The following is a 22,109-nucleotide window of genomic DNA, read 5'->3' on the forward strand; positions in this document are numbered from 1 at the left end:
AAACATAAAAAATGAAAAAAATAGTAATTGTATTAGTGATGTTGGTAGTTAATCTCACATTTACGCAAACTTTTGAAGTTACAGCAGAATTAAGACCACGATTTGAATATAGACATGGTTTTAAAACTTTAGCTGTAGACACACTTGATGCTGCTGTCTTTGTCTCGCAACGTACACGTTTAAATTTTCGTTATGGAAGCGAAAAACTAAATGCTTATATAGCAGTTCAAAATGTAAGAGTTTGGGGAGATGTTTCAACTTTGGCAAGTGCAGATAAAAACGGAACTGCACTTCATGAGGCTTGGGCTGAAATGTTTTTTTCTCCAAAATTATCTATGAAACTAGGTCGTCAAGAAATTATTTATGATGACCATAGGATTTTTGGTAATGTGGAGTGGGCACAACAAGCAAGGAGTCATGATGCTTTTTTAACAACCTATAAACCTAATGAAAAGCATAGACTGGATTTAGGTTTGGCTTTAAGTTCCGAAAGCGAATCGTTGTTTGAAATTGATTATGATGTAACAAACTACAAGAATTTCCAATATTTATGGTATCATGGAAATTTTGGTGATGTTGGTTTAAGCTTTTTATTCTTAAATAATGGGTTGGCTTTTGATAATAATGGTAAACAAGAAGTTGAATATAATCAAACAATTGGTTCGCATGCAACATTTACTAAAAACAAACTCAAGGTTGATGCATCTTTATATTTCCAAACAGGTAAAATTGCAAAAACAGATTTAAGTGCTTTCAATGCTGCCGCAAATGTTTACTATGGATTAGCTAAACATTTTACCGTAGGTTTAGGTGTAGAAATTCTATCTGGTACAGACATGGATGCTACAGATTCTAAATTAAAATCGTTTACGCCATGGTTTGGAACTAACCACAAGTTTAATGGTTGGATGGATTATTTTTATGTAGGAAACCATATTAATTCGGTTGGTCTATTAGACATATATGCAACATTCAAGTTTAAAAAAGATAAGCTATCAGCAATGCTTATTCCTCATTTCTTTTCTTCTGCAGCAAATGTTGTAAATAGTACAGGAAAAACCATGGACAATGCTTTAGGTACTGAAATTGATTTTGTTTTTGGGTATAAATACACCAACAATATTAGTTTTAATTTAGGCTATTCTCAAATGTTTGCAACAGAGACTATGGAAGTTTTAAAAGGAGGTGATAAAGATGCAACCAATAATTGGGCTTGGGTAATGATTACTTTTAAACCAAAACTATTTACATATTCTAACCCTTCAGAAAAACAATAATATTGAAAAAAGCCTAATTGAAATAACTCAATTAGGCTTTAATTTTTAAAACTTCAATTAGGTGGAAAGCGCAAAAATAGATTATAAAAATATTTTTTATCCTCCAGGGGGCATCCTAATCTGGATTGTTATTTTTTTAGAGCTCATTACCTTTGGTATGGCTTTGGTTGCTATGGCTTACAGTAGCAAAGAAGAACCTGAAGTTTTTCATTCTTCTCGACTACTTTTAAACAGTACTATTGGTGCAATAAACACACTGTTTTTAATTGGAAGCGGTTATTGTATGGCAAAAGCGGTACATTATTTTAAAGTTAATAATCTAAAAAAGGCTTCATTGTTTTTAAAATTGACGCTGTTGGGCGGTTTGCTGTTTATTGGTTTAAAAGGTGTTGAATATTACGATAAGATTGAGGCTGGCTACACCATAGGCTATAACACGTTTTTTTTGTTTTATTGGATGATTACACTATTTCATGTTATTCATGTGTTGGTAGGTATGGTTATTTTGGTGCTTGTGTTTTTTGGTATTTGTAAAAAGGGTACTGAAGCCAATATAGAAAACATTGAAGCAAGCGCTGCCTTTTGGCATATGTGCGATTTAATTTGGGTGCTTTTATTCCCAGTAATTTATTTAATTTTTTAAGATGAAAAGTGCCAAAATTACATTGGGAGTTTTAATATTACTTACCCTTATTTCAGCATTATTTGCACAACAAACATTAAGTTATTCAGCCATAATAATACTAGCGCTTGCGGGATTGAAATTTTTAGGAATTAGCTACTATTTTATAGAGTTAATTAAGGCTCATGTGTTTTGGCGATTCATTGTTGCTGCATTTGTTTTTATCATTTTAGCAATCATTTTGGTTATTCGCTATTAGCTTTAGGTTATTTCCAGAACACATCGTCTTCCTTGTCTATAAATTTTTCATCGTTATGAAGCGCTTCAATAGTTTCAAATTGTTTTTCAGTAGCTACGTTTTGAATTTTAGGAAAAAGTACACGTTCTTCAAAACGGATGTGTTTTTCCAATAATAATTCAATTGTCGAAAGCGTTTGGGTATTTTTATCAGATTCAGTAAAAAGCATTTGTAGTTCCCGATGTTGTTCAATTGCTTCAATAACAAGTTTGTTGTCACTATTAAGTATTGTAAAAATATATTCTTCCTCTATCTTAAAATGAGGAATTAAATGTGTTTTGTAGAACCAATTGGCGTAAGCCCAAATGCGTTCTGGAGTTATCTTTTTACTAAAACCTGTTCTAATTTTCCAGCACAACAAGAGTCCATGGTGATGCTCCTTGCTTAACGGCTGTAAGGCTGTATGGCGTTTTAAAGGTTTATTTGGAGATTTCATACGTTTCTTTACTTAAAGTAATGGTAAAAACTGTAATGCCTATTGGCAATAATATACTGAATAGAAATAACATTAAATAATATTGGTCAATTATACCTTTTCCTTCATAAAAATAATACCCTTGAAGTGCTATTAACAATTCTGTTAGTAAAAAACCACATATAAAAGTGTAAACTCCTAAAATTAACAATTTGGAAGCCTTTAACTTGAAGTTTTGAAAAATAAAAGCAAATAGAAAACCAGATATAACGCCTAACATGTTTAAATGAATAAACCCAATTACAAAATTTCGATTTTCGTAAACTATTTGTGCAAATTCAGGAAAAAGGGATGTGAGTTGAAACATGTTTTTTAATACCAAGCACAAAACAGCAAATACCAAAAAGTTTCTAACTAGGTTGCTTTGTTTTTTTAAAAAGCGGACTAATTTCTGTTTAATAAGTTTAAAGAACAGAACTAGTGATATAATTTGTAAGATTACACCAACACTATTTATCCACAATAAACTGTTGTGAGGAGCAAACCATTGAATGGGCAAGGCTAACGTTAAAATGGTTGAAGAAATTAATGTATAAAAAAAGTATTTAAATAATTGAGAATATTCAATATTCAATAGAAAAAAGAGAATGGTTATAACACCAATTAAAAACCAACCATTAAATTGAAAATGTAAAAAGAACTGAATGGCAATTTGGTAAAATGCACTGGTTTGACCAAGCGTAGCAACGGCCGGACCTAAACACCAAACACCTAAAGTAGAAACAAGCATAAATAGGAGAGAAGCTCTAACCAAAAGTTTTGTTACTCTAGAATCCGTTTTAAGATGTTTCCAGATTACAAAAACAAAATAATAACTGCACATTATATGAAGTGTCGAAAAGCTGATGGATATTGCTGCATAACCTTGAAAGGGGAAGCTTATCATCATTCCAATTACAGCAATCTCTGTAACCCAAAACAGTCGGTTGTAAATGGTTTTTTTATCTGGAATAAGATAATGTACATAATAGGTGTAAAGCATTAAATAAACCCAACCTAACATAGCTACATGGGAATGTGCGTGCGTTAAAAAACGATAGTTAAAGGGTACATCGTTAACGAAAGAATATCTTAATAACAAACCCATTAGGGCAGCAATCAAGAAATTAATTAAACAAACAAGAATAAGTTTTTTGTGCATTAATAAATTAAAAAGATGAAAATACACATTTAAAAAAATTCCAGAAAGCCTTTGAGGACAACTTTCTGGAATTTTAACCAAACAAATAATTATTACATTATTAACCAAACAACTGTTCTAACTTTATGGCTTTAGGAAACAGTATATTATTTTCTAAATGAATATGTAAATGCAAATCTTTTTCAAACTCGTCAAGCATGGCAAATGTTACACGATAGGTATTGCAAGCATCACTCGGGGGATTGTAATTATCGGTTAATTCAGCAATTTGTCTAAAACGTTCCCCTTCGTTGTCATGTTCATGCTTCATCATAGCAATCGGATTATCGACCGTACCAAAATGAGGAGTTTCAATAACACTATTCTTTAGTTGAGCTTGAACCATTTTTTTAATAAAAGGAAATAAAATAAGTTCTTCTTTTTTCATGTGGGCTGCCAATTCTCCTGCCGATGCAGTAAATAATTCGTTAATTTTAAGCAGTTCGGGATGTCTCTCGCCATGTACTCTACACAGTTTATCTAAAAACTGTTTTAATACAGGAATTTTTTCTTCAACGTAACGGTGATGTTTTTTTTCAATGTAATCTATCAATAAATCTAAAGGCCACGATTTGTAATCAATAGCTTGGTCACCTTTATTATTTAAAACACTATTAAGCTCATCTAATAATTGGTTACTGTTTATACCTTTTTTTTGGCAAGCTTCTTCTATGGTTCTACCACCATTACAGCAAAAATCTATTTTATATTTTGAAAATACAGCTGCAGTTCTGTAATCTTCAGCTACATATTCGCCTATTTGTTTTTGAATGTTTTTTTCTAATGTTTCCATATTGTTTTTTATTTCGGATAAATATATCCTATTTAATATTAAATTTTTTTTAAACTTTTAAAAATGATGCGCCAGATTTTATGTTGATTGCTAGCTCTTCCAATGTTGTACTTTCAAGCATGTTTTGTAAATCAGTCCGAACACTTTTAAATTTGTCGTGAACAGGACAAGGATGGTTTTCATCACATATTTCTAAACCTAAGCCACAACCTCTATAAATTTTATCTCCATCAATAGCATTTACTATTTGAGCCAGTTTAATCTTTGATATATCGTTTTTTTCAATTTCAAAACCACCATAAGCACCTTTAACAGAGTTAATAACATTATGCTTAACAAGTGCCTGTAAAATTTTCGCAGTAAAGGCTTGTGGTGAGTTAATCTCTTCTGCTATTTGCTTGGGTGTAACGCGCTTTCCTTCAGAAGAGCTTATAGCTATAAAAATAGATGCTTTAATACCGTATTCGCAAGCTTTTGAAAACATACTTTAGTTATATAATACAAATTTAAACCAAAAAAACAAATCGGACAAAATTATCTTAAATAAAATGTTTAATGACACTCTATAAGCCCATTAGCGGTTTCAACAATTGGAGCAGGAGAGAGGTAAGGTATACCCAATCCTAATCCTCTAACAATAAACAACAATCCAATAACGATTACGAAAATAGGTATTGCTTTTTGAATACGATGTTTGATGGTCGCATTTAAAAATTTCCCCAAATAAATGGCAGCAGTCATTAATGGTATGGTTCCCAAACCAAAAAGCACCATATACAAAGCGCCATGTGAAGCATTTTGCATAGCAAGGGAGGCAAATACAGCCATGTAAACCAATCCGCAAGGTAGAAAACCATTTAAAAAGCCAATGGTTAAAAAGGTATCTGCTGATTTTCTTTTTAATGCTTTTCCTAATCCAGACTTTACTTTGGAAATAAGCTTATAGATAGGTTTTGAAAAGTTGTATTTATTAAATACATGAGCAGGGATAATTACGACAATAATCATTAGGATACCTATAAAAATGGATAGTTGTTGTTGGATACCAAACAAATAAAGACTTTTACCAACTAAACCAAAAACAAGCCCGATTAGAGCATAAGCAAATAAGCGTCCAATATGATAGGCTAAAATTTGTGCTGTTTTTTTAAATGAATTACTTCGGTCTACAGGTAACATAAAGGCAATGGGGCCGCACATGCCAACACAGTGAAAGCTGCCCAATAAACCGAATATGATAGCGGACCAAAGCATTTAATACACAATTTCTTTTTTGTAGAGATATGATTTTCCGTTATATTGCCAATCAACTTTAATGTTCCAACGACCATCCAATAAACGCTTGTCAGGTATGAGCAAATTGTGGCTTGACAATGAAATGTCCGTTTCAAAGTCAAATTGTTTATTAGATGGTCTGTATAGGAACACTTTTCCAGTTATGCTATTAACCTCTAGGGATTCCGGAAATACTATAATTATACCGTCTTCAGTTTTTTTCCAATTAATATTTTCTGCTAAAGCTCTAGCATTTTTTTCTTTATCAATATCATTTTGGAATTCCAGCTCTTGTTTGTAGTAGTCCTCTGTCACCAAATCATGGTCCAAAGCTTTATCTGTGTTCATGCTAATAACAAAATACATGATAAAAGATATAAACCCTACAAATGCAATTACTATTCCTGTTCCCCAATTTAGTTTCATAGTTTCTTAATTATAGCTTCTTGGACCTAAAAAGTTTACTGTTGTGGTTTCTATTAATTCGTCGCCACTATAAACTTCAATCATAAGTTTGTTTTTATCTCCTGTTAGTTCTTTTTTATCTATTTCAATAAATAATGTGCCTTCAGATAAACCTTCTTTAGGAATTACAATATTGTTGGTATTGGATACAACTTTTATTTCACCGTTAAATTTGCGTAATTTAAAGTGAACACTGTCAATTTCATGAACCGTTTTATTTACCAATTTATATGTAAATACATTACTTATAATGTCACCTTCTTTGTGTTCATAAAGTTGACCAGGTAAGCGCAATACACGAGCTTCAACATCATTTCTAATAAGCAACATGCCAATTAAAACACCAATTAATATAACTAGAACAGCTATGTAGCCTTTCATTCTGGCAGTTAGCTTAAACGTTTCTTTTGTTTTTATTTCGTGCTCGCTGGCGTAACGTATTAAGCCCTTAGGAAGATTGATGCTTTCCATTATATGATCGCATTCGTCAATACAAGCCGTACAGTTTACACATTCTAATTGTGTACCATTTCTAATATCTATTCCAGTAGGGCATACATGAACACATTGTAAGCAATCAATACAATCACCATGTCCTAAAGCCTCACGATCTTCATTTTTTCTAAATTTTTTACGACCATTTTCACCTTCACCGCGTTTATAATCGTAGGCTACTACAATTGATTTTGTGTCTAATAGCACACCTTGTAAGCGCCCGTAAGGACAAGCAATTATGCAAACCTGCTCTCTAAACCAGGCGAAAACAAAATAGAAAACAGCAGTAAAAATTATTAATGGAAATAAAGTTCCCAAATGCTCTGTAGGACCATCAGTTATATATTTAAGAAGCTTATCACTACCAATTAAATAAGCTAAAAAGATATTGGCTATTAAAAATGAAATGACTAAAAAGATAAACCACTTTAACAAGCGTTTTCTGATTTTTTCAGCATCCCACTTTTGTCTATCTAATTTGCGCTGTTTGTTTCTATCACCATCAATCCAATATTCAATGCGTCTAAAAACCATTTCCATAAAAATGGTTTGTGGGCAAATCCAACCGCAGAATATTCTACCAAATCCAACAGTAAAAAGCGTAATAAATACCACGCCAATTATCATGGAGATAACAAATAGATGAAAATCTTGCGGCCAGAATGGAAATCCAAAAATATTAAATCGACGTTCCAATACATTGAACATCAAGAATTGGTTGCCATTAATTTTTATAAAAGGCGCAGCAAACAAAAAAGCCAATAGTATGTAACTGACTATTTTTCGTTTGTCATAATACTTGCCACTAGGTTTTTTAGGATAAACCCACGCGCGTTTTCCTTCTTCGTCAATGGTACCTATCGAATCTCTAAACGACTCGTTTTCTGGAGCTTCCACGGCTTTATTTTTTCTAAATTATACTAATTTTCTATGGTTATAATAGAATCTGTTTTTACTTCCATAGCTTCAGTTGGAATGTCTTCAGCAGGTGCATTTTCATCTACCCATATCTCACCTTCTGCATCTTTAGGTTTAGCCGGTGTTGTACCTTGGAATTGCAATACATAACTTGCTACCTGCGCAATTTCAGACGGTTTTAAACTTTGTTTCCAGGCAATCATACCCTTACCATTTCTACCACCTTCAGATACGGTTTGGAAGACATTTTTAATACCACCACCTAAAATCCAATGCTCATCAGTAAGGTTGGGTCCAATACCACCACCACCATCAGCCATGTGACAGGCCACACAATTTTCTTCAAAAATGGCTTGACCAGCTTTTAAATCGGCAGCATCAGTTAAAACAGTTACAGTATTAATATCTACTAAATCTTTGGCAGTTTTTTTATATTCTTCTATTTCAATTTTGGCTTGAGCATATTCTGCTTCAAGCTCCTGATATTGGTTTTCTCCATTAAAAATGTGGAAACGTACTAAATAAACGGCCGCAAAAATAATAGTTGCATAAAACCCATATAACCACCACGGTGGAAGGTTGTTGTCAAGCTCTCTAATACCATCGTAATTATGGTCTAATATGATTTCGTGCTCTTCTTCAACAGGTTTTTGACCTAAAAGCTTTTTATAGGTTTCCTGAATCCAAACAATAAATTTGGGTGTTTCGGATCGTTGAGCATCATAACGCGCTTTGGCTTCAGCATCTAAACTTTGATATAATATGTTGTCCATTGAGCTTACAATGGCTTCTATTGCAACGAGTATTATTAAAACCAAGACTAGAAAAAGCAAGATTACTGGCTGTTCCATGAATGCAGGTTGATCTCCTGATTCAATAAAATATTCTACGAGTCCGAATATTATAAAAAATACTAACGGGACTCTTATCCATGAAGGAATTAATTGTCTCATAGTTCTGTCTGGTTTTGGTTATCGTTATCTAAAGGTATGTTACTTACGGTTTTGATATAGTCCTTTTTAGCTGTTAAAACCCACCAAAATAAGACTACAAAAAATATGAAAAAGATAAGCAGCGAGATTATAGGATATATTTCTATTCCTGCAATGCTATCCATGTGATTTTTTACAAATTTTAGCATAATTCTAGTTTTGTGTGGTTGTTTCTAAATCGTTAACTTTTATATCTGTCCCTAATCGCTGTAGGTAAGCAATAAGCGCTACAATTTCTCGATTACGCATTTCAATAAAATCTTCACCACCTGCTTGTTTGTCTGCTTCATAGGTTTCAGCAAAGTCAGGATCGGAATATAGATTCTTTTCAATTTGTGTCCCTTGTTCCAACATGTGTTGTTGTGCGTTGGCAATATCATCCTCTGTATATGGAACACCTAATGTTACCATAACTTCCATTTTAGCTTCAGTTTGTGACTTATCCAATTCATTTCTAATAAGCCATTGGTAAGCAGGCATTATAGAACCAGAAGATGTACTTTGTGGGTCATACATATGGTTAAGATGCCAGTTATCTGAATATTTCCCACCTACACGGTGTAAATCGGGCCCAGTACGTTTACTGCCCCAAAGGAATGGATGGTCATAAACAAATTCTCCAGCTTTCGAATATTCGCCATAGCGTTCAACTTCACTTCTAAACGGACGTATCATTTGCGAGTGACATCCCACACATCCTTCTCGAATATAAATATCACGTCCTTCTAACTCCAAAGGCGTGTAAGGTTGCACACTACTGATTGTTGGTATATTGGATTTTACCATAATAGTTGGAATAATCTGTACAATACCACCAATTAATATAGCAACAGTAGCGTAAATAGTTAATTTTATTGGTTTACGTTCCAGCCAAGTGTGCCAACCTTCTCCTGCAACACGACCTTTAGCTACTCTTTGTAAGGCTGGTGCTTCGGCTAATTCATCTTCTACTTTAGAACCATTTTTAACGGTTAGTACAATATTATATACCAATACTAATAAACCAGTAATATATAATGTTCCACCAATAGCACGCATCCAGTACATAGGGATGATTTCAGAAACAGTTTCCAAAAAGTTACCATATACTAAAGTACCATCAGGATTAAATTGCTTCCACATACTAGCTTGAGTAAAACCAGCGACGTACATAGGCAGCGCATAAATTATGATTCCTAGCGTTCCAATCCAGAAATGGAAATTGGCCAAACCAACAGAATACAACTTTGTTTTCATTAACCTTGGAATGAGATAGTATATAATACCAAAGGCCATAAAGCCATTCCAAGCTAATGCGCCTACGTGTACGTGGGCAATGATCCAATCGGTAAAGTGACCGATGGCATTCACATTTTTTAATGAAAGCATAGGCCCTTCAAAAGTGGCCATACCATATCCAGTAATGGCAACAACCATAAATTTTAAAACAGGATCTGTACGAACTTTATCCCAAGCCCCACGTAAGGTTAACAAACCGTTTATCATACCACCCCAAGACGGCATAATCAACATCACCGAAAAAGCAACTCCTAAATTTTGTGCCCATTCTGGTAAAGCCGTATACAATAAGTGGTGAGGCCCAGCCCATATATAGATAAATATTAAAGACCAGAAGTGTACAATAGACAATCGATATGAGTAAACAGGCCTATTAGCCGCTTTAGGAACAAAATAATACATAAGTCCTAAAAATGGTGTCGTTAAGAAAAATGCAACCGCATTGTGCCCATACCACCATTGCACTAGTGCATCTTGGACTCCGGCATAAACCGAATAGCTTTTCATAGCACTTACAGGCAATTCAAAACTGTTAAAAATATGAAGTACAGCTACAGTTACAAAGGTTGCCAAGTAAAACCATACGGCAACATATAAATGACGTTGTCTTCTTTTTAAGATAGTCCATATCATATTTACACCAAAAACAACCCAAACCAAAGCAATGGCAATATCTATTGGCCATTCTAACTCGGCATATTCTTTTGAGGTTGTATAACCTAACGGTAATGAAATAGCTGCAGCAACAATAATTAATTGCCAACCCCAAAAATTTATATTACTTAAAAGGTCGCTGGCCATTCTTGTTTTTAATAAACGCTGAAGAGAGTAATAAATACCGGCAAACATGGCATTACCAACAAAAGCGAAAATAACAGCATTGGTATGTAAAGGTCTTAAACGACCAAAACTTAACCACGAAATGCCATCGGTAAGGTTGGGGAATAGAAACATAAATGCGAGTAGCAAACCCACAACCATTCCTACAACACCAAATACAATGGTGGCATAGAGGAATTTTTTAACGATTTTGTTATCGTAATAAAACTGTTGTACTTCCATAATAATTAATTAGTTTTTTTTGGTTTAATGATGGTTTTTTTAGGTTGTTCTTTGACAAGTTCATCATCAAATAACATACGTACAGAAGGCGTATAACTATCGTCATACTGCCCATTTTTTACAGCATAAATAAAAGCTATAAAAAAAATTACAGCAACTATAATGCTGATACTCAATAAAATGTATATAACACTCATACCTATTTGAAGTTACATGTCAAAAATATTGTTAAAAGTTACTTAAAAATATGATAAAAATCATGTTTCACATTATTTGTAATCATTCTAATTTTCTACCTATTAAATTTGTTGCAATAGTTGTAAAAACTACAATGCTAATAGAACTTAAAGGCATTAATATAGCTGCAATTACTGGTGCTAATTGTCCTGTTACTGCAAAGTATAATCCTATTATGTTATAAATAAACGATAGTACAAAACTCCATTTTATAATTTTAATCGCCGATTTGGAAGCTTTAATAAACTGATATAGTTTATTGAATTTTGTAGCATCTAAAATAGCATCACAGGCAGGAGAAAATACATTTACATTTTCTGAAATAGCAATTCCTACATTACTTTGAGCTAGTGCTCCTGCGTCATTTAAACCGTCACCAACCATAAGAACTTTAGCGCCTTCAGTTTGATGATATTTTATGTATTCTAACTTGTCCTCTGGTTTTTGGTTAAAAATTAATTTGGTTTTAGATGGGAGTAACTTTTTTAGGTTTTCTAATTCTCCTTCATTATCTCCAGAAAGTATTACTAAATCGTAGTGTTTTTTAAGTTTATTAAACAGTTTTGAAATCCCTTTTCTATAACTATTATAGAATGTGAATTTTCCCTTGTACTTATTATTGGTGCTAATATGAACTGTTGTGTTAAGCAATTGGGTTTCTGTAGCTCCAACAAAACTGGCTGAACCAATTTTTATACAATCCTGTTCATGTGATGCTTCTATACCTTGTCCTAAATATTCTTCAAAGTGATTGAGTGAAATGATATTATGACTGTCTAAAATATCATATAATGTACGGCTTAAAGGATGATTAGATCCACGAAGGGTATTTTTTAATAAAATCTCTTCTGAATTAGAAAGTGATTCGCCTTCGTAGGCAGCTGTACTTTTTCTATTTGATGTTATAGTTCCCGTTTTATCAAAAATAATAGTATTAATGTGTGCCAACTGCTCAATAACCGATGCGTTTTTTACGTAAAATTTTAGCTTTCCAAAAATTCGTAACAAGTTACCAAATGTAAATGGCGCTGATAGGGCAATGGCACATGGGCAAGCTATTATTAAAACAGCTGTAAAGACATTCATAGCTTTAGAGGAATCTACCACCAACCAATAGCTTGTAGCTAAAATGGCTATACTAAGTACTGCTATAGTAAAGCGTTTGCTAATAGCATTGGTCAAGGTCGTAAAACCCTCTTCTTTATTTTTGCTAAATACATCATTACTCCATAATTGCGTTAGGTAGCTTTGCTCAACAGATTTTAAAGCTTCCATTTCTATAACACCAGAAGTTTGTTTGCCACCAGCGAAAAGTTTATCTCCAGAAGTTTTGGCTATAGTTTCAGATTCTCCAGTCACAAAACTATAGTCAATTCTAGCTTTACCGTTAATTAAAATGCCATCTACAGGGATGAGTTCTTCATTTCTAATAAGTAATCTATCTCCTTTTTCTATATCATAGACCTGAATAGGTGTTTCCTCGCCTTCAGAAATTTTTGTAATGGCTATAGGGAAATAGGATTTATAATCGCGTTCGAATGATAAAAATGAATAGGTTTTCTGTTGAAAAAATTTCCCTAATAATAAAAAAAACACCAGGCCCGTTAGGCTATCGAAAAAACCAGAGCCTAAATCAAAAATAATTTCAACTGTACTTCTTATAAACAGTACTGCAATACCTAATGCAATTGGAACATCTATATTTAAGAGTTTAGATCGAAGCCCTTTATAAGCCGAAATAAAATAGTCTTGTCCAGCATAAAAAACAACAGGCAGAGAGAAAGCAAACATAATCCACCTAAATAAGTGTTTATATTTTTCCAACCAGAATTCGCCAACTTCAAAATATTCCGGGAATGATAAAAACATAACATTACCAAAGGCAAAGCCAGCAATACCTAACTTGTAAATTAATGAACGATTTATATGTTCTTCACCGGTTTTAAAATCGTCGAGCGAAATGTATGGTTCATACCCAATAGAGCTTAAAAGCAATACAACATCTTTTAAAGTTACGGCTTCGGAATTATACGTAACCCTAACATTTTTTTTGCCAAAATTTACTTGAGAAGCAGTAATATTTGCATTTAATTTAGACAAGTTCTCAAGAATCCAAATACAGGAACTACAGTGAATATGTGGAATATATAATGTGGCAACTTGAATTTTTCCATCATTAAATTCGGTTAGCCTTTCTATAATATTTTCTTGCGACAGAAAATCATATTTCCCTTGAATTTCTTTTGGAATCGCTCCAGGAGCATTTTGAAAATCGTAATAACAGGTTAAATCGTTTTCAGAAAAAATTTCATAAACAGTTTTACAACCATTACAACAAAACACTTTTTCGTCGTAAGTTATTTGTTCTGAATTACATATATCACCACAGTGGAAGCAAGAAGCCTTGTCCATATAATTTGCTCATTAATACCTGTAACAAAAGTCACAAAACATGTGTAAACAATATATGATATTTGTCATGTTTTAACTAACTTTACAGAACATTTTATAAGGTATGAGTAAGTGTGAGCAATGTATTGTCCGCCAGTTCAATTCGTTAAAGGCTTTGTCAAAAGAGGAATTAATTAGAATATCTGGCTGCAAGACTACAAGAACAGTAAAAAAGGGCGAAATTATTTTTGAAGAAGGCGAGAACATAAATGGTGTTTTTTGCATTAAAGATGGCATTTGTAAACTTTCTAAATTAAGTGCAAACGGCAAAGACCAAATTGTTAAGCTTGTTGTAAAAGGTGATTTGCTAGGGCAGCGTTCTTTGGTTGGTGAAGAGTCAGCTAATTTGAGTGCTGTAGCTTTAAATGATATGGAAGTTTGTTTTATACCCAAACATGAAATCATGAATGATTTACAACAAAACTCAAAGTTTTCATTTGATGTCTTGCAACAAATGGCTAAAGATTTAAAAGAGAGTGACGACATTATTGTTAATATGGCTCAAAAGTCTGTAAAACAACGTTTAGCCGAAACTTTAATTTATGTTTACAACCATTTTGGAAATAATGACGAAGGGTTTTTAGATGTAATTTTATCCCGAGAAGATTATGCCAATATAGTTGGAACAGCTACAGAGTCGGCTATTAGAATATTATCGCAACTAAAAAAAGAAGGTTTAATATCTACTTCTGGTAAGCAAATAAAGATAGAAGACTTAAAAGGTCTTGAACATATAGAATAAAAAACGCTCTCAATTTTGAGAGCGTTTTTAGTTTATTTTTCAGCTTCGATTTCAGTATCAGGTATTTCACCATCGACAGGTTTGTTAACCTCTTTAAGGTAAGTATCTAAAAATTTCAGAATACTACTGTAAGCTTCAATTTGATTTTCCTTTTTAACAAAGCCGTGCCCTTCATCTTCAAATAAAACATATTCAACTGGAACACCATTTGCTCTAACACCTTCAACTATTTCATCAGATTCCACTTGCAATACTCTAGGGTCTTGTGAACCTTGCAGAACAATTAAGGGTTTAGTAACCTTATCAGTATGAAACAAAGGCGATATGCGTTTTAGTCTAACAGAATCAGCTGAATAAGGGTCTCCTAGCTCCAAATAAAGCGATTCCCTAAACGATTCCCAATAAGGGGGAATACTTTTTAAAGTACGCAACCAATTGGTAACACCAAATATGTTTACGCCTACATCAAACTCTTCGGGAGTGTAAGTTAAGGCAGCCATGGTCATATAACCCCCATAAGAACCTCCAATAATTCCAATTTTATCACCATCAATTTCAGCTTGTGTTGTCAGCCAGTTTTTGCCTTCAACACAATCTTGTAAATCTTTTTCACCATGGTTTAAATCATCCATTTTATAAAAGGTTTTGCCATAACCGCTACTACCGCGATTATTGACGGCTAAAACAGCATATCCGTGATTTACTATATACTGTATCAAAGAACTGAAATTTTGACGCGATTGTCCTCCCGGACCACCATGCACCCAAACCATTGCAGGTACTTTATTGGTTTCAGAGGCTTGATGCGGTAGGTAATAAATGGCTGGAATTTCTACACCATCAAACGATTTGAATCTAACAACTTTTGCTGTTACCAAATCATCTGGGTTAATCTCTTTATTAAGAACATTGGTCAGTTTATGTTGTTCTTTGGTTTCAAAATTGTAAGTGTATAAATCTGAAGGTGTGTTAGAACCTCCAACATACATGCGCATCCAATTTTCATCTTCAGAAAAATTAACGCTAGTTATACTTTTGTCTCCAAAATCAGGTAATTCTATGGGTTTCATAGTGCTGGCATCCAAAACTTCGATAGTATTTTTTCCATCTTCGTTTACAAAAACGGTCATGTACTTACCCTTTTCTGTAAAGCTTGAACCCCAAATATCCCAGTTTTTTTCTAAAACTTTAGTTTTCTCACCAGTTTCCAGATTAAAAGCCATTAGATAAGCAAATTCAGCACCATCATCCGTGGTATAATAAAATGTATTATTATCGATAGAAAAACCTTGGGCAGAATTACCACTTAAATTCTCATTGATTTTTACTTTTTTATTGGTCTCCCTATCTACTAAAAATAAATCACTATCATTGGTGTTTAAAGATTTTGATAGTGCGATGTATTTTTCATTATTTGAAATGCTGTTTAGATTAAGCCCGTCGTTATTTTGATAAAATAGTTTAGAAGAGAAGTCCTCAATATTCATTTCATAAACATCAAAATACCTAGAATCTCTTTTATTGGAGCCATAATAGAATTTAGTTTTATCGTCCGACCAGCCATAAAAATTAGATTTTGCACCTTCAAACGGTGTTAAATCTGTAATATTTCCGTTAGATTCTCTCATATAAATATGATCTAACTCATCTCCATTTCCATCAGATGAAAACAAAATGCGTTCATCATTGGGGAAGTACGAAATGGCAAAAATTGAAGAACTATCCGATTGTGTTAGCGGTTTAAATTCACCTCCTTTTACAGGTATTTCATATAAATTATAAATTCCAGATCGGTTACTATGTACCAATAATTTTGAATTATCAGGCGCAAAACTACCATTGCCTACAGCTTCATTATCCATAAACTGCTCAATGGAATACAAGTTGATTTCAGGGGCTTTTGCAACATCTGTTTCTTTAGTATCATTTTTACAGGATAAAAATGCACCAATTAAACATACTACTAAAAGTTTTTTCATTGTTTAAAATTTTAAGTTTTGTAGGTTTTTTTAATTGATTTTGAAGGTCTTAATGTCTTTAAACGGATTTATATTTAATTCCTCCATGTTAGATTGGTATGTTTGCCAATCGTTTTCAAAGAATGTATTGGTTTTTTCAAAAGCATCATTGATAGCATTTTTGGCGAAATCCATAAGCTGTGTTTCGGTTCTGGTTAAACCATTTTGACTGGAATTCACATAACTTCGCGCAGCACTTAATCGATTAGAAACCGTCATTTCCCTACTTCTGGTAATACCTTGTCTTTTGTCTTCCTTTCCGAGATAAACAGCTATTAACTCATCAATCTTTTCAATGATTTCCTTTGAAGCTTTTATATCATCTTTATATTTTTCTTTATCCAATTTTTTTAAATCAGATTGATATTTTTTGGCTATGTTTTTGCTTTCAACTAATTGTTTAACAGCATCGGCAACTTGTTGTTGTAGGATTTCAATTTCTTTAGCTGCATTGTAAACTTCGTTAATATTTTGTTGCGAAATGTCAATTCTAGGATCGGATTCCACAGTTATAAATTCTTCGGATGTTTGATCGCCATAGCTCATAACTACTTTATAACGACCTGGTTTAACGCTCACGCCTCCAGGTTCATTTTTTGATTCCCTAATACTACGCGAGGGTCTGGAAACTCCAGCTTCATCCATATACCAGGTCCATTTGTGTAAGCCTGATTCTTCAGGTGTTTTGCGTTTTAAAGTACGTATTAAACGATCACCGTCATAAAATTGCATGGTAATGGAATCCCATTTAATAACATTTTCCTCCTTTTCAGCATTATCACTGTTATCTTCTTTAGGGGCTTCACTTTCACCTTCATTTTCTTTTTCTGAATTTTCATCTTTCTTTTTCTCATCAACTTTAATGAAATAGGAGAGGATGGCACCATAACCTCTATTGTCACCATGGTACATGGCATCTGCTCCAAAACGACTTCCGGTTGGTTGCTGATAAGCTGCTTGATAAGCCGTTGGAGGCTCAAACAATTCTAGTTTTGAATCGATGATTGATTTGTCTTTAGCCATTGCACGTAATGGTCTAATATCATCCAATACCCAAGCTGCACGCCCAAATGTACCAATAACCAAATCGTGTTCTCTTGGTTGAATCACTAAATCTTTTACAGATACTGTAGGGAAGCCTTCAGTCCATTTGGTCCATTTTTTTCCTGCATCTAGAGATATGTACAAACCATCATCAGTGCCTAAAAAGAGTAGGTTAGGTTCTTCAATATCTTCAACTATTGCCAACGTGTAACTTTCCACATCATTTTCATCAACAATACGTGTCCAAGTTTTACCATAATCTTTGGTTCGGTATGCATAAGGGGTGTAATTAAATCGCCTATAATCGTTGGCTATTAAAAGGGCTTCGCCTTTATTTTTATTACTCGCTTTAATTTGAGGAATCCAACTTCCAGAACGTAAGCCTTTAATGTTTTTAGAAACATCGGTCCATGTTTCACCACCATTCTGGGTAATGTGAACACGGCCATCGTCCGTTCCAACCCAAAGCATGTCTTTTTCAACTGGAGAAGGTTCAATTACTAAAATGGTACAATGGTTTTCAGCACCCGTAGCATCCATAGTCAATCCACCACTTTCAGATTGTTTTTGTTTTTCAGGATCGTTAGTCGTTAAATCTTCAGAAATAACGTCCCAAGTTTCACCCTTATCCGTAGATTTATGCACAAACTGACTTCCAAAGTATACCGTGTTATTGTTAAAAGGGTCAATGTTTATTGCAGAATTCCAATTAAAACGTAAAAGTGTGTCCTCATCTGGAGGTGTTGGTCTAACCATAAAGTTATTTCCGGTTTCCCAGTCATAACGCATAACATAGCCTTGTTGGCTCATGGTCCAACCATATCTAGCATTATCCTTATCAGGAATTACGTCAAACCCATCGCCAAAACTTATTTCTTGCCAGTAAGAATTTCGGATACCTTGAGCACGCCAAACGTAAGCAGGGCCAAGCCATGAGCCATTGTCCTGCATGCCACCATAAACGTTATAAGGAAATTCATTATCCACGTTTATATGATAAAATTGAGCTACAGGTAAATTACCAATAAAACGCCAGGTTTTACCACCATCGTGTGTAATATTCATGCCTCCATCATTGCCATCAATCATAAAGCTGCCATCTTTTGGATGCATCCACCAAGCATGATGGTCAGGATGGACACCGTTATTTACACCATAAGCAGGCATGAGTTGACTGAAGTTTTTCCCACCATCTTCACTAACGTTAACGTAGGTAAATACTGAATACACGCGATTTTCGTTTTGCGGGTCTACATAAATTTCGGAATAATAAAAAGGCCTGTTTCCAATATCATTTTTATCATTGATTTTTCGCCATTTAAAGCCACCATCTTCACTTTTGTACAGTGCATTCTTCTTGGCTTCAACTAAAGCATAAATTATATTAGGCTTATTGGCAGCTATAGCAACACCTATACGGCCTAAATTGCCTTCGGGAAAGCCATCGTCTGAAGTTACTTTTTTCCAAGTTTCACCACCATCATAAGTAATATGCAAACCTGAACCTTCACCACCGGAATTAAAAAACCATGGATCACGTTTGTGCTCCCACATGGCAGCAATTAATTTATTAGGATTTGTTGGATCCATAATTAAATCGGCAGCACCTGTTTTGTTGTTTGCAAACAAGATTTTTTTCCATGTTTTACCACCATCAGTAGTTTTGTAAACACCGCGTTCTGGGTGTTCGCCCCATGGTGAGCCAATGGCTCCTGCATAAACCACATTAGGGTTAGTTGGGTCTATAATCACACGATGAATATGCCTCGTTTTTTCAAGACCCATTAGTTGCCAGTTTTTACCACCATCTAGTGATTTATAAATACCATAACCGCCATTTAAGCTATTTCTTGGATTTCCTTCTCCTGTTCCCACCCAAATCACACTAGGGTTGGATTGCTGAATGGCTACAGCGCCAATGGAGGCCGTAACCTCATTGTCAAAAATTGGCTCCCATTTAATGCCTCCTGAAGTTGATTTCCATAATCCACCAGAAGCGGTACCCACATACATGACATCAGGATTGTTATGAACCACATCAATAGCTGTAACACGTCCAGACATACCACCTGGACCTATGTTTCGTGGTTTCATGTTTTTGACTAAATCTAATGAGAATTCTTGTTGCGGAAACACAAAGGTCATGCTAAAAAGCATGATTAGGGATACTATTTTTTTCATTTGGTTTGGTTTGTTAAACTTTAAAATTAATGAAAAAGAAATGGTTAATTTCTTGTTTTCATATTTTTAACACAGTAGGAAATTATTTCAGAAATTCGTTTTTTACGGGTTTCTGGGCGTTTGGCTTGATTAATCCAGTATAAATAGCCTTTTCTGTAGGAGGGTGCAAAGTTTTGATAATTTTCAAATGCTTTAGAGTTTTTATCAAATGCTTCTTGAAGATCTTGGGGAATGATTTCGTTTTCAACATCATCTAATACCGACCAACTGCCATTTTCTTTAGCTATTTTAATTTTTTCAAAACCACTTTCATGCATCAGGTTATGGGCCGTTAACTCTATGATATATTTTTTATTAAGGGCGCTCCAGACACTTTTAGGATTTCGAGGTGTGAAATACTGACGACGTTTCCCATTGCCCAAGCTTTTTACAGTAGAGTCTATCCACCCATAGCATAAAGCCACTTTTACGGCTTCTTCCCAACGCATACTTTCTTTGGGGTGATCAACTTTGTAAAATATCAGATAAACACCTGAATGTTTATTATGGTTTTCATGAAGCCATTCTCGCCATTCGTAATCCGTTTTAAAATATAGCTCTGGGTAGTTCAACTAATTACAGTTTTTTGCTGAAGACGTAAAAGTCTTTATCAATTGTAATGCCATCTGAATTTATAGGTTGGGTTTTCCATTCAGCATTAGGGAAAAGCCATTGTTTTTCATCTCCGATGTTTACTTCAATTGGCATATCGAACTTTTTAATAATATTTGTCCAACGGTATTTTAAATTACCGTCTTTAATTTCATATTCCAATGTCGGAATCATGGCCGTTCTTAAATATTGGTTGAAGAATTCTGTTAAATCAATACCTGTTTGTTGACTGATGTAATTTTCAATTTGTTCTGTGGTAACGGTTTGGTGGTAAAAAGTACTGTTTAAACCTCTTAAAATTTGTCGCCATTTTTCATCATCTTCAATAAGTTGACGCAAGGTATGAAGCATATTAGCACCTTTGTAGTACATATCTCCTGAACCTTCCTTATTAACATTGTAAGGACCGATAAGTGGTCGGTCATTCTGAATAAGTTTTCGTGTGCCAATAACGTATTCAGAAGACGCTTCCTTTCCGTAGTAATAATCTAAAAATAGATTTTCAGAATACGCGGTAAACCCTTCGTGAATCCACATGTCTGCAATGTCTTTATTGGTAATGTTATTTGCAAACCATTCGTGACCAGCTTCATGGATGATAATAAAATCGAATTTTAATCCCCAACCAGTGCCTGACAAATCATTGCCTAAATAGCCTTTTTTATACTGGTTGCCATAGGTAACCGAACTTTGATGCTCCATACCTAAATATGGCACTTCAACCAATTTAAATCCATCTTCATAAAACGGGTAAGGTCCAAACCAATGTTCAAAGGCTTTCATCATTTTTGGAGCGTCTTTAAAATGTTCTTTCGCTTTATCAAGGTTATAACTCAATACATAATAATCTAAATCCAATGGGCCTTTTTCACCTTCGTATACTTCTGAAAAATGAACATAATCGCCTATGTTGACATTTACACCATAGTTATTAATAGGGTTGCTTACAAACCAATTGGAAGTAACAGTCTCATCATTATTCTCTTTAACAGACCTTAAACGACCATTTGAAATATTGCTTAAGCCTTTTGGATTAGTAACAGTAATAAGCATGCTATCAACCTCGTCATACATGTGATCTTTGTTTGGCCACCATACACTTGCACCTAGTCCTTGACAAGAGGTTGCTACCAAATGATTTCCGTTGTTATCTTTTTTCCATGAAAAACCACCATCCCAAGGTGCACGAACAGCTTCTTTAGGATGCCCTTCATAATGAACATCTATGGCGTTTGTAGTATTTGGTATTTGCTTGTCAATAAGCGCAATAAAATGTGCATTGCCATCACGTGTTACATTGAGCGTTTTGCCATTTTGGGTAGCTTTAGTAATAACTAATGGTTCTTGTAGATCTATTTGAATTGTAGAGTTAGGTTTTAAAACCTTATACTTTATGGTGTTTTTCCCCGAAATAAATTTTTCATCAGGATCAACCGAAACGTTTAAATGGTAATAGGTTAAATCCCACCATTCCCGTTCAGGTGTAATAGTTCCTCTTAAGGTGTCTTGACGGGTAAAGTTCTTTTTTTCTTGAAGAAGACCTTGACCGAAACTACTGACTGAAATAAAAACAAGGACAAATAATATATTGAAATGCTTCATATTTAATTTTTTACTAAAATACTAAAAAAAGGAAAGCCGTTCCAATGACTGAA

At 34.0% G+C, this 22,109-nt stretch carries 20 protein-coding genes; 4 read left to right on the plus strand and 16 right to left on the minus strand.

Features of this window, described 5'->3' with window-relative positions; all coding sequences use genetic code 11:
* The first annotated feature begins 11 nt into the window (after positions 1 to 11).
* The 3 genes from K7G76_RS14530 to K7G76_RS14540 all read left to right on the plus strand — a co-directional run bounded on the left by K7G76_RS14530 (position 12) and on the right by K7G76_RS14540 (position 2,158).
* Positions 12 to 1,277 (plus strand): alginate export family protein, encoded by a 1,266-nt coding sequence (locus K7G76_RS14530; protein WP_103052725.1) that lies wholly within the window; start codon positions 12 to 14, stop codon positions 1,275 to 1,277.
* Between the two features lie 61 nt (positions 1,278 to 1,338).
* Entirely contained in the window at positions 1,339 to 1,920 is a 582-nt protein-coding gene (locus K7G76_RS14535; protein WP_103052724.1) for a cytochrome c oxidase subunit 3, read from the plus strand.
* A gap of 1 nt (position 1,921) precedes the next feature.
* Positions 1,922 to 2,158, plus strand: coding sequence for a hypothetical protein (locus tag K7G76_RS14540; RefSeq protein WP_103052723.1), 237 nt, complete (start codon positions 1,922 to 1,924; stop codon positions 2,156 to 2,158).
* 7 nt (positions 2,159 to 2,165) lie between these two features.
* On the opposite strand, the gene K7G76_RS14545 is transcribed toward K7G76_RS14540, so the two are convergent.
* From K7G76_RS14545 to K7G76_RS14595, 12 genes are all read right to left on the minus strand, one after another.
* A complete protein-coding gene (locus tag K7G76_RS14545) occupies positions 2,166 to 2,633 on the minus strand; it encodes a hemerythrin domain-containing protein (RefSeq protein ID WP_103052722.1) in 468 nt (155 codons plus the stop codon).
* A complete protein-coding gene (locus K7G76_RS14550) occupies positions 2,617 to 3,774 on the minus strand; it encodes a hypothetical protein (protein WP_255573045.1) in 1,158 nt (385 codons plus the stop codon). The genes K7G76_RS14545 and K7G76_RS14550 overlap by 17 nt, the downstream gene beginning before the upstream one ends.
* A 139-nt stretch (positions 3,775 to 3,913) precedes the next feature.
* A complete protein-coding gene (gene ric / locus K7G76_RS14555; protein WP_223034944.1) occupies positions 3,914 to 4,645 on the minus strand; it encodes an iron-sulfur cluster repair di-iron protein in 732 nt (243 codons plus the stop codon).
* A gap of 49 nt (positions 4,646 to 4,694) precedes the next feature.
* A complete protein-coding gene (locus tag K7G76_RS14560) occupies positions 4,695 to 5,129 on the minus strand; it encodes an RrF2 family transcriptional regulator (RefSeq protein WP_103052719.1) in 435 nt (144 codons plus the stop codon).
* A gap of 68 nt (positions 5,130 to 5,197) precedes the next feature.
* Positions 5,198 to 5,899 (minus strand): sulfite exporter TauE/SafE family protein, encoded by a 702-nt coding sequence (locus K7G76_RS14565; RefSeq protein ID WP_223034945.1) that lies wholly within the window; start codon positions 5,897 to 5,899, stop codon positions 5,198 to 5,200.
* A complete protein-coding gene (locus K7G76_RS14570; protein WP_223034946.1) occupies positions 5,900 to 6,346 on the minus strand; it encodes a FixH family protein in 447 nt (148 codons plus the stop codon).
* 6 nt (positions 6,347 to 6,352) lie between these two features.
* On the minus strand, positions 6,353 to 7,777 hold the full coding sequence (gene ccoG, locus K7G76_RS14575; RefSeq protein WP_223034947.1) for a cytochrome c oxidase accessory protein CcoG: 1,425 nt from the start codon (positions 7,775 to 7,777) through the stop codon (positions 6,353 to 6,355).
* Positions 7,778 to 7,800: 23 nt separating this feature from the next.
* A complete protein-coding gene (locus tag K7G76_RS14580) occupies positions 7,801 to 8,751 on the minus strand; it encodes a cbb3-type cytochrome c oxidase N-terminal domain-containing protein (RefSeq protein ID WP_223034948.1) in 951 nt (316 codons plus the stop codon).
* Positions 8,748 to 8,939: a CcoQ/FixQ family Cbb3-type cytochrome c oxidase assembly chaperone gene (locus K7G76_RS15455; RefSeq protein WP_103052714.1), complete on the minus strand. Its 192-nt coding sequence runs from the start codon at positions 8,937 to 8,939 to the stop codon at positions 8,748 to 8,750. Before K7G76_RS15455 ends, K7G76_RS14580 begins: the two co-directional genes overlap by 4 nt.
* A 4-nt stretch (positions 8,940 to 8,943) precedes the next feature.
* Positions 8,944 to 11,130, minus strand: a complete 2,187-nt coding sequence (gene ccoN / locus K7G76_RS14585) for a cytochrome-c oxidase, cbb3-type subunit I (protein WP_223034949.1) — start codon at positions 11,128 to 11,130, stop codon at positions 8,944 to 8,946.
* Between the two features lie 5 nt (positions 11,131 to 11,135).
* The gene (gene ccoS / locus K7G76_RS14590) at positions 11,136 to 11,327 is read right to left on the minus strand and encodes a cbb3-type cytochrome oxidase assembly protein CcoS (RefSeq protein ID WP_103052712.1); all 192 of its coding nucleotides are present in this window, start codon (positions 11,325 to 11,327) and stop codon (positions 11,136 to 11,138) included.
* Between the two features lie 82 nt (positions 11,328 to 11,409).
* Positions 11,410 to 13,779: a heavy metal translocating P-type ATPase gene (locus K7G76_RS14595; protein ID WP_223034950.1), complete on the minus strand. Its 2,370-nt coding sequence runs from the start codon at positions 13,777 to 13,779 to the stop codon at positions 11,410 to 11,412.
* A 103-nt stretch (positions 13,780 to 13,882) separates the two neighbouring features.
* On the opposite strand from K7G76_RS14595, the gene K7G76_RS14600 reads away from it, so the two are divergent.
* Positions 13,883 to 14,560: a Crp/Fnr family transcriptional regulator gene (locus K7G76_RS14600; RefSeq protein ID WP_223034951.1), complete on the plus strand. Its 678-nt coding sequence runs from the start codon at positions 13,883 to 13,885 to the stop codon at positions 14,558 to 14,560.
* A gap of 32 nt (positions 14,561 to 14,592) precedes the next feature.
* Here the strand turns inward: K7G76_RS14600 and K7G76_RS14605 are convergent, their stop codons facing one another.
* The 4 genes from K7G76_RS14605 to K7G76_RS14620 are packed head-to-tail and all read right to left on the minus strand — an operon-like array spanning position 14,593 to position 22,056.
* Positions 14,593 to 16,539 carry a S9 family peptidase gene (locus K7G76_RS14605; RefSeq protein WP_223034952.1) on the minus strand — a complete coding sequence of 649 codons (1,947 nt, stop codon included), beginning with the start codon at positions 16,537 to 16,539 and terminating at the stop codon, positions 14,593 to 14,595.
* A gap of 30 nt (positions 16,540 to 16,569) precedes the next feature.
* Positions 16,570 to 19,803: a VPS10 domain-containing protein gene (locus K7G76_RS14610; protein WP_223034953.1), complete on the minus strand. Its 3,234-nt coding sequence runs from the start codon at positions 19,801 to 19,803 to the stop codon at positions 16,570 to 16,572.
* Positions 19,804 to 19,847: 44 nt separating this feature from the next.
* Positions 19,848 to 20,414, minus strand: coding sequence for a YdeI/OmpD-associated family protein (locus tag K7G76_RS14615; RefSeq protein WP_223034954.1), 567 nt, complete (start codon positions 20,412 to 20,414; stop codon positions 19,848 to 19,850).
* Positions 20,415 to 20,418: 4 nt separating this feature from the next.
* Positions 20,419 to 22,056 carry a M1 family metallopeptidase gene (locus tag K7G76_RS14620; protein WP_223034955.1) on the minus strand — a complete coding sequence of 546 codons (1,638 nt, stop codon included), beginning with the start codon at positions 22,054 to 22,056 and terminating at the stop codon, positions 20,419 to 20,421.
* Positions 22,057 to 22,109: the final 53 nt, after the last annotated feature.

The sequence above is a fragment of the Hanstruepera marina genome (genome assembly GCF_019880635.1).
Lineage (GTDB): Bacteria > Bacteroidota > Bacteroidia > Flavobacteriales > Flavobacteriaceae > Hanstruepera > Hanstruepera marina.

Excerpts from the sequence above, each read along its gene's own strand:
- ccoS (WP_103052712.1), bottom strand. The coding sequence starts at position 11,327 with ATGAGTGTTATATACATTTTATTGAGTATCAGCATTATAGTTGCTGTA.
- K7G76_RS14570 (WP_223034946.1), bottom strand. The coding sequence starts at position 6,346 with ATGAAACTAAATTGGGGAACAGGAATAGTAATTGCATTTGTAGGGTTT.
- K7G76_RS14560 (WP_103052719.1), bottom strand. The coding sequence starts at position 5,129 with ATGTTTTCAAAAGCTTGCGAATACGGTATTAAAGCATCTATTTTTATA.
- K7G76_RS14580 (WP_223034948.1), bottom strand. The coding sequence starts at position 8,751 with ATGAGACAATTAATTCCTTCATGGATAAGAGTCCCGTTAGTATTTTTT.
- K7G76_RS14605 (WP_223034952.1), bottom strand. The coding sequence starts at position 16,539 with ATGAAAAAACTTTTAGTAGTATGTTTAATTGGTGCATTTTTATCCTGT.
- K7G76_RS14600 (WP_223034951.1), top strand. The coding sequence starts at position 13,883 with ATGAGTAAGTGTGAGCAATGTATTGTCCGCCAGTTCAATTCGTTAAAG.
- K7G76_RS14545 (WP_103052722.1), bottom strand. The coding sequence starts at position 2,633 with ATGAAATCTCCAAATAAACCTTTAAAACGCCATACAGCCTTACAGCCG.
- K7G76_RS15455 (WP_103052714.1), bottom strand. The coding sequence starts at position 8,939 with ATGCTAAAATTTGTAAAAAATCACATGGATAGCATTGCAGGAATAGAA.
- K7G76_RS14540 (WP_103052723.1), top strand. The coding sequence starts at position 1,922 with ATGAAAAGTGCCAAAATTACATTGGGAGTTTTAATATTACTTACCCTT.
- K7G76_RS14565 (WP_223034945.1), bottom strand. The coding sequence starts at position 5,899 with ATGCTTTGGTCCGCTATCATATTCGGTTTATTGGGCAGCTTTCACTGT.
- ccoN (WP_223034949.1), bottom strand. The coding sequence starts at position 11,130 with ATGGAAGTACAACAGTTTTATTACGATAACAAAATCGTTAAAAAATTC.
- K7G76_RS14530 (WP_103052725.1), top strand. The coding sequence starts at position 12 with ATGAAAAAAATAGTAATTGTATTAGTGATGTTGGTAGTTAATCTCACA.
- ric (WP_223034944.1), bottom strand. The coding sequence starts at position 4,645 with ATGGAAACATTAGAAAAAAACATTCAAAAACAAATAGGCGAATATGTA.
- K7G76_RS14610 (WP_223034953.1), bottom strand. The coding sequence starts at position 19,803 with ATGAAAAAAATAGTATCCCTAATCATGCTTTTTAGCATGACCTTTGTG.
- K7G76_RS14620 (WP_223034955.1), bottom strand. The coding sequence starts at position 22,056 with ATGAAGCATTTCAATATATTATTTGTCCTTGTTTTTATTTCAGTCAGT.
- K7G76_RS14595 (WP_223034950.1), bottom strand. The coding sequence starts at position 13,779 with ATGGACAAGGCTTCTTGCTTCCACTGTGGTGATATATGTAATTCAGAA.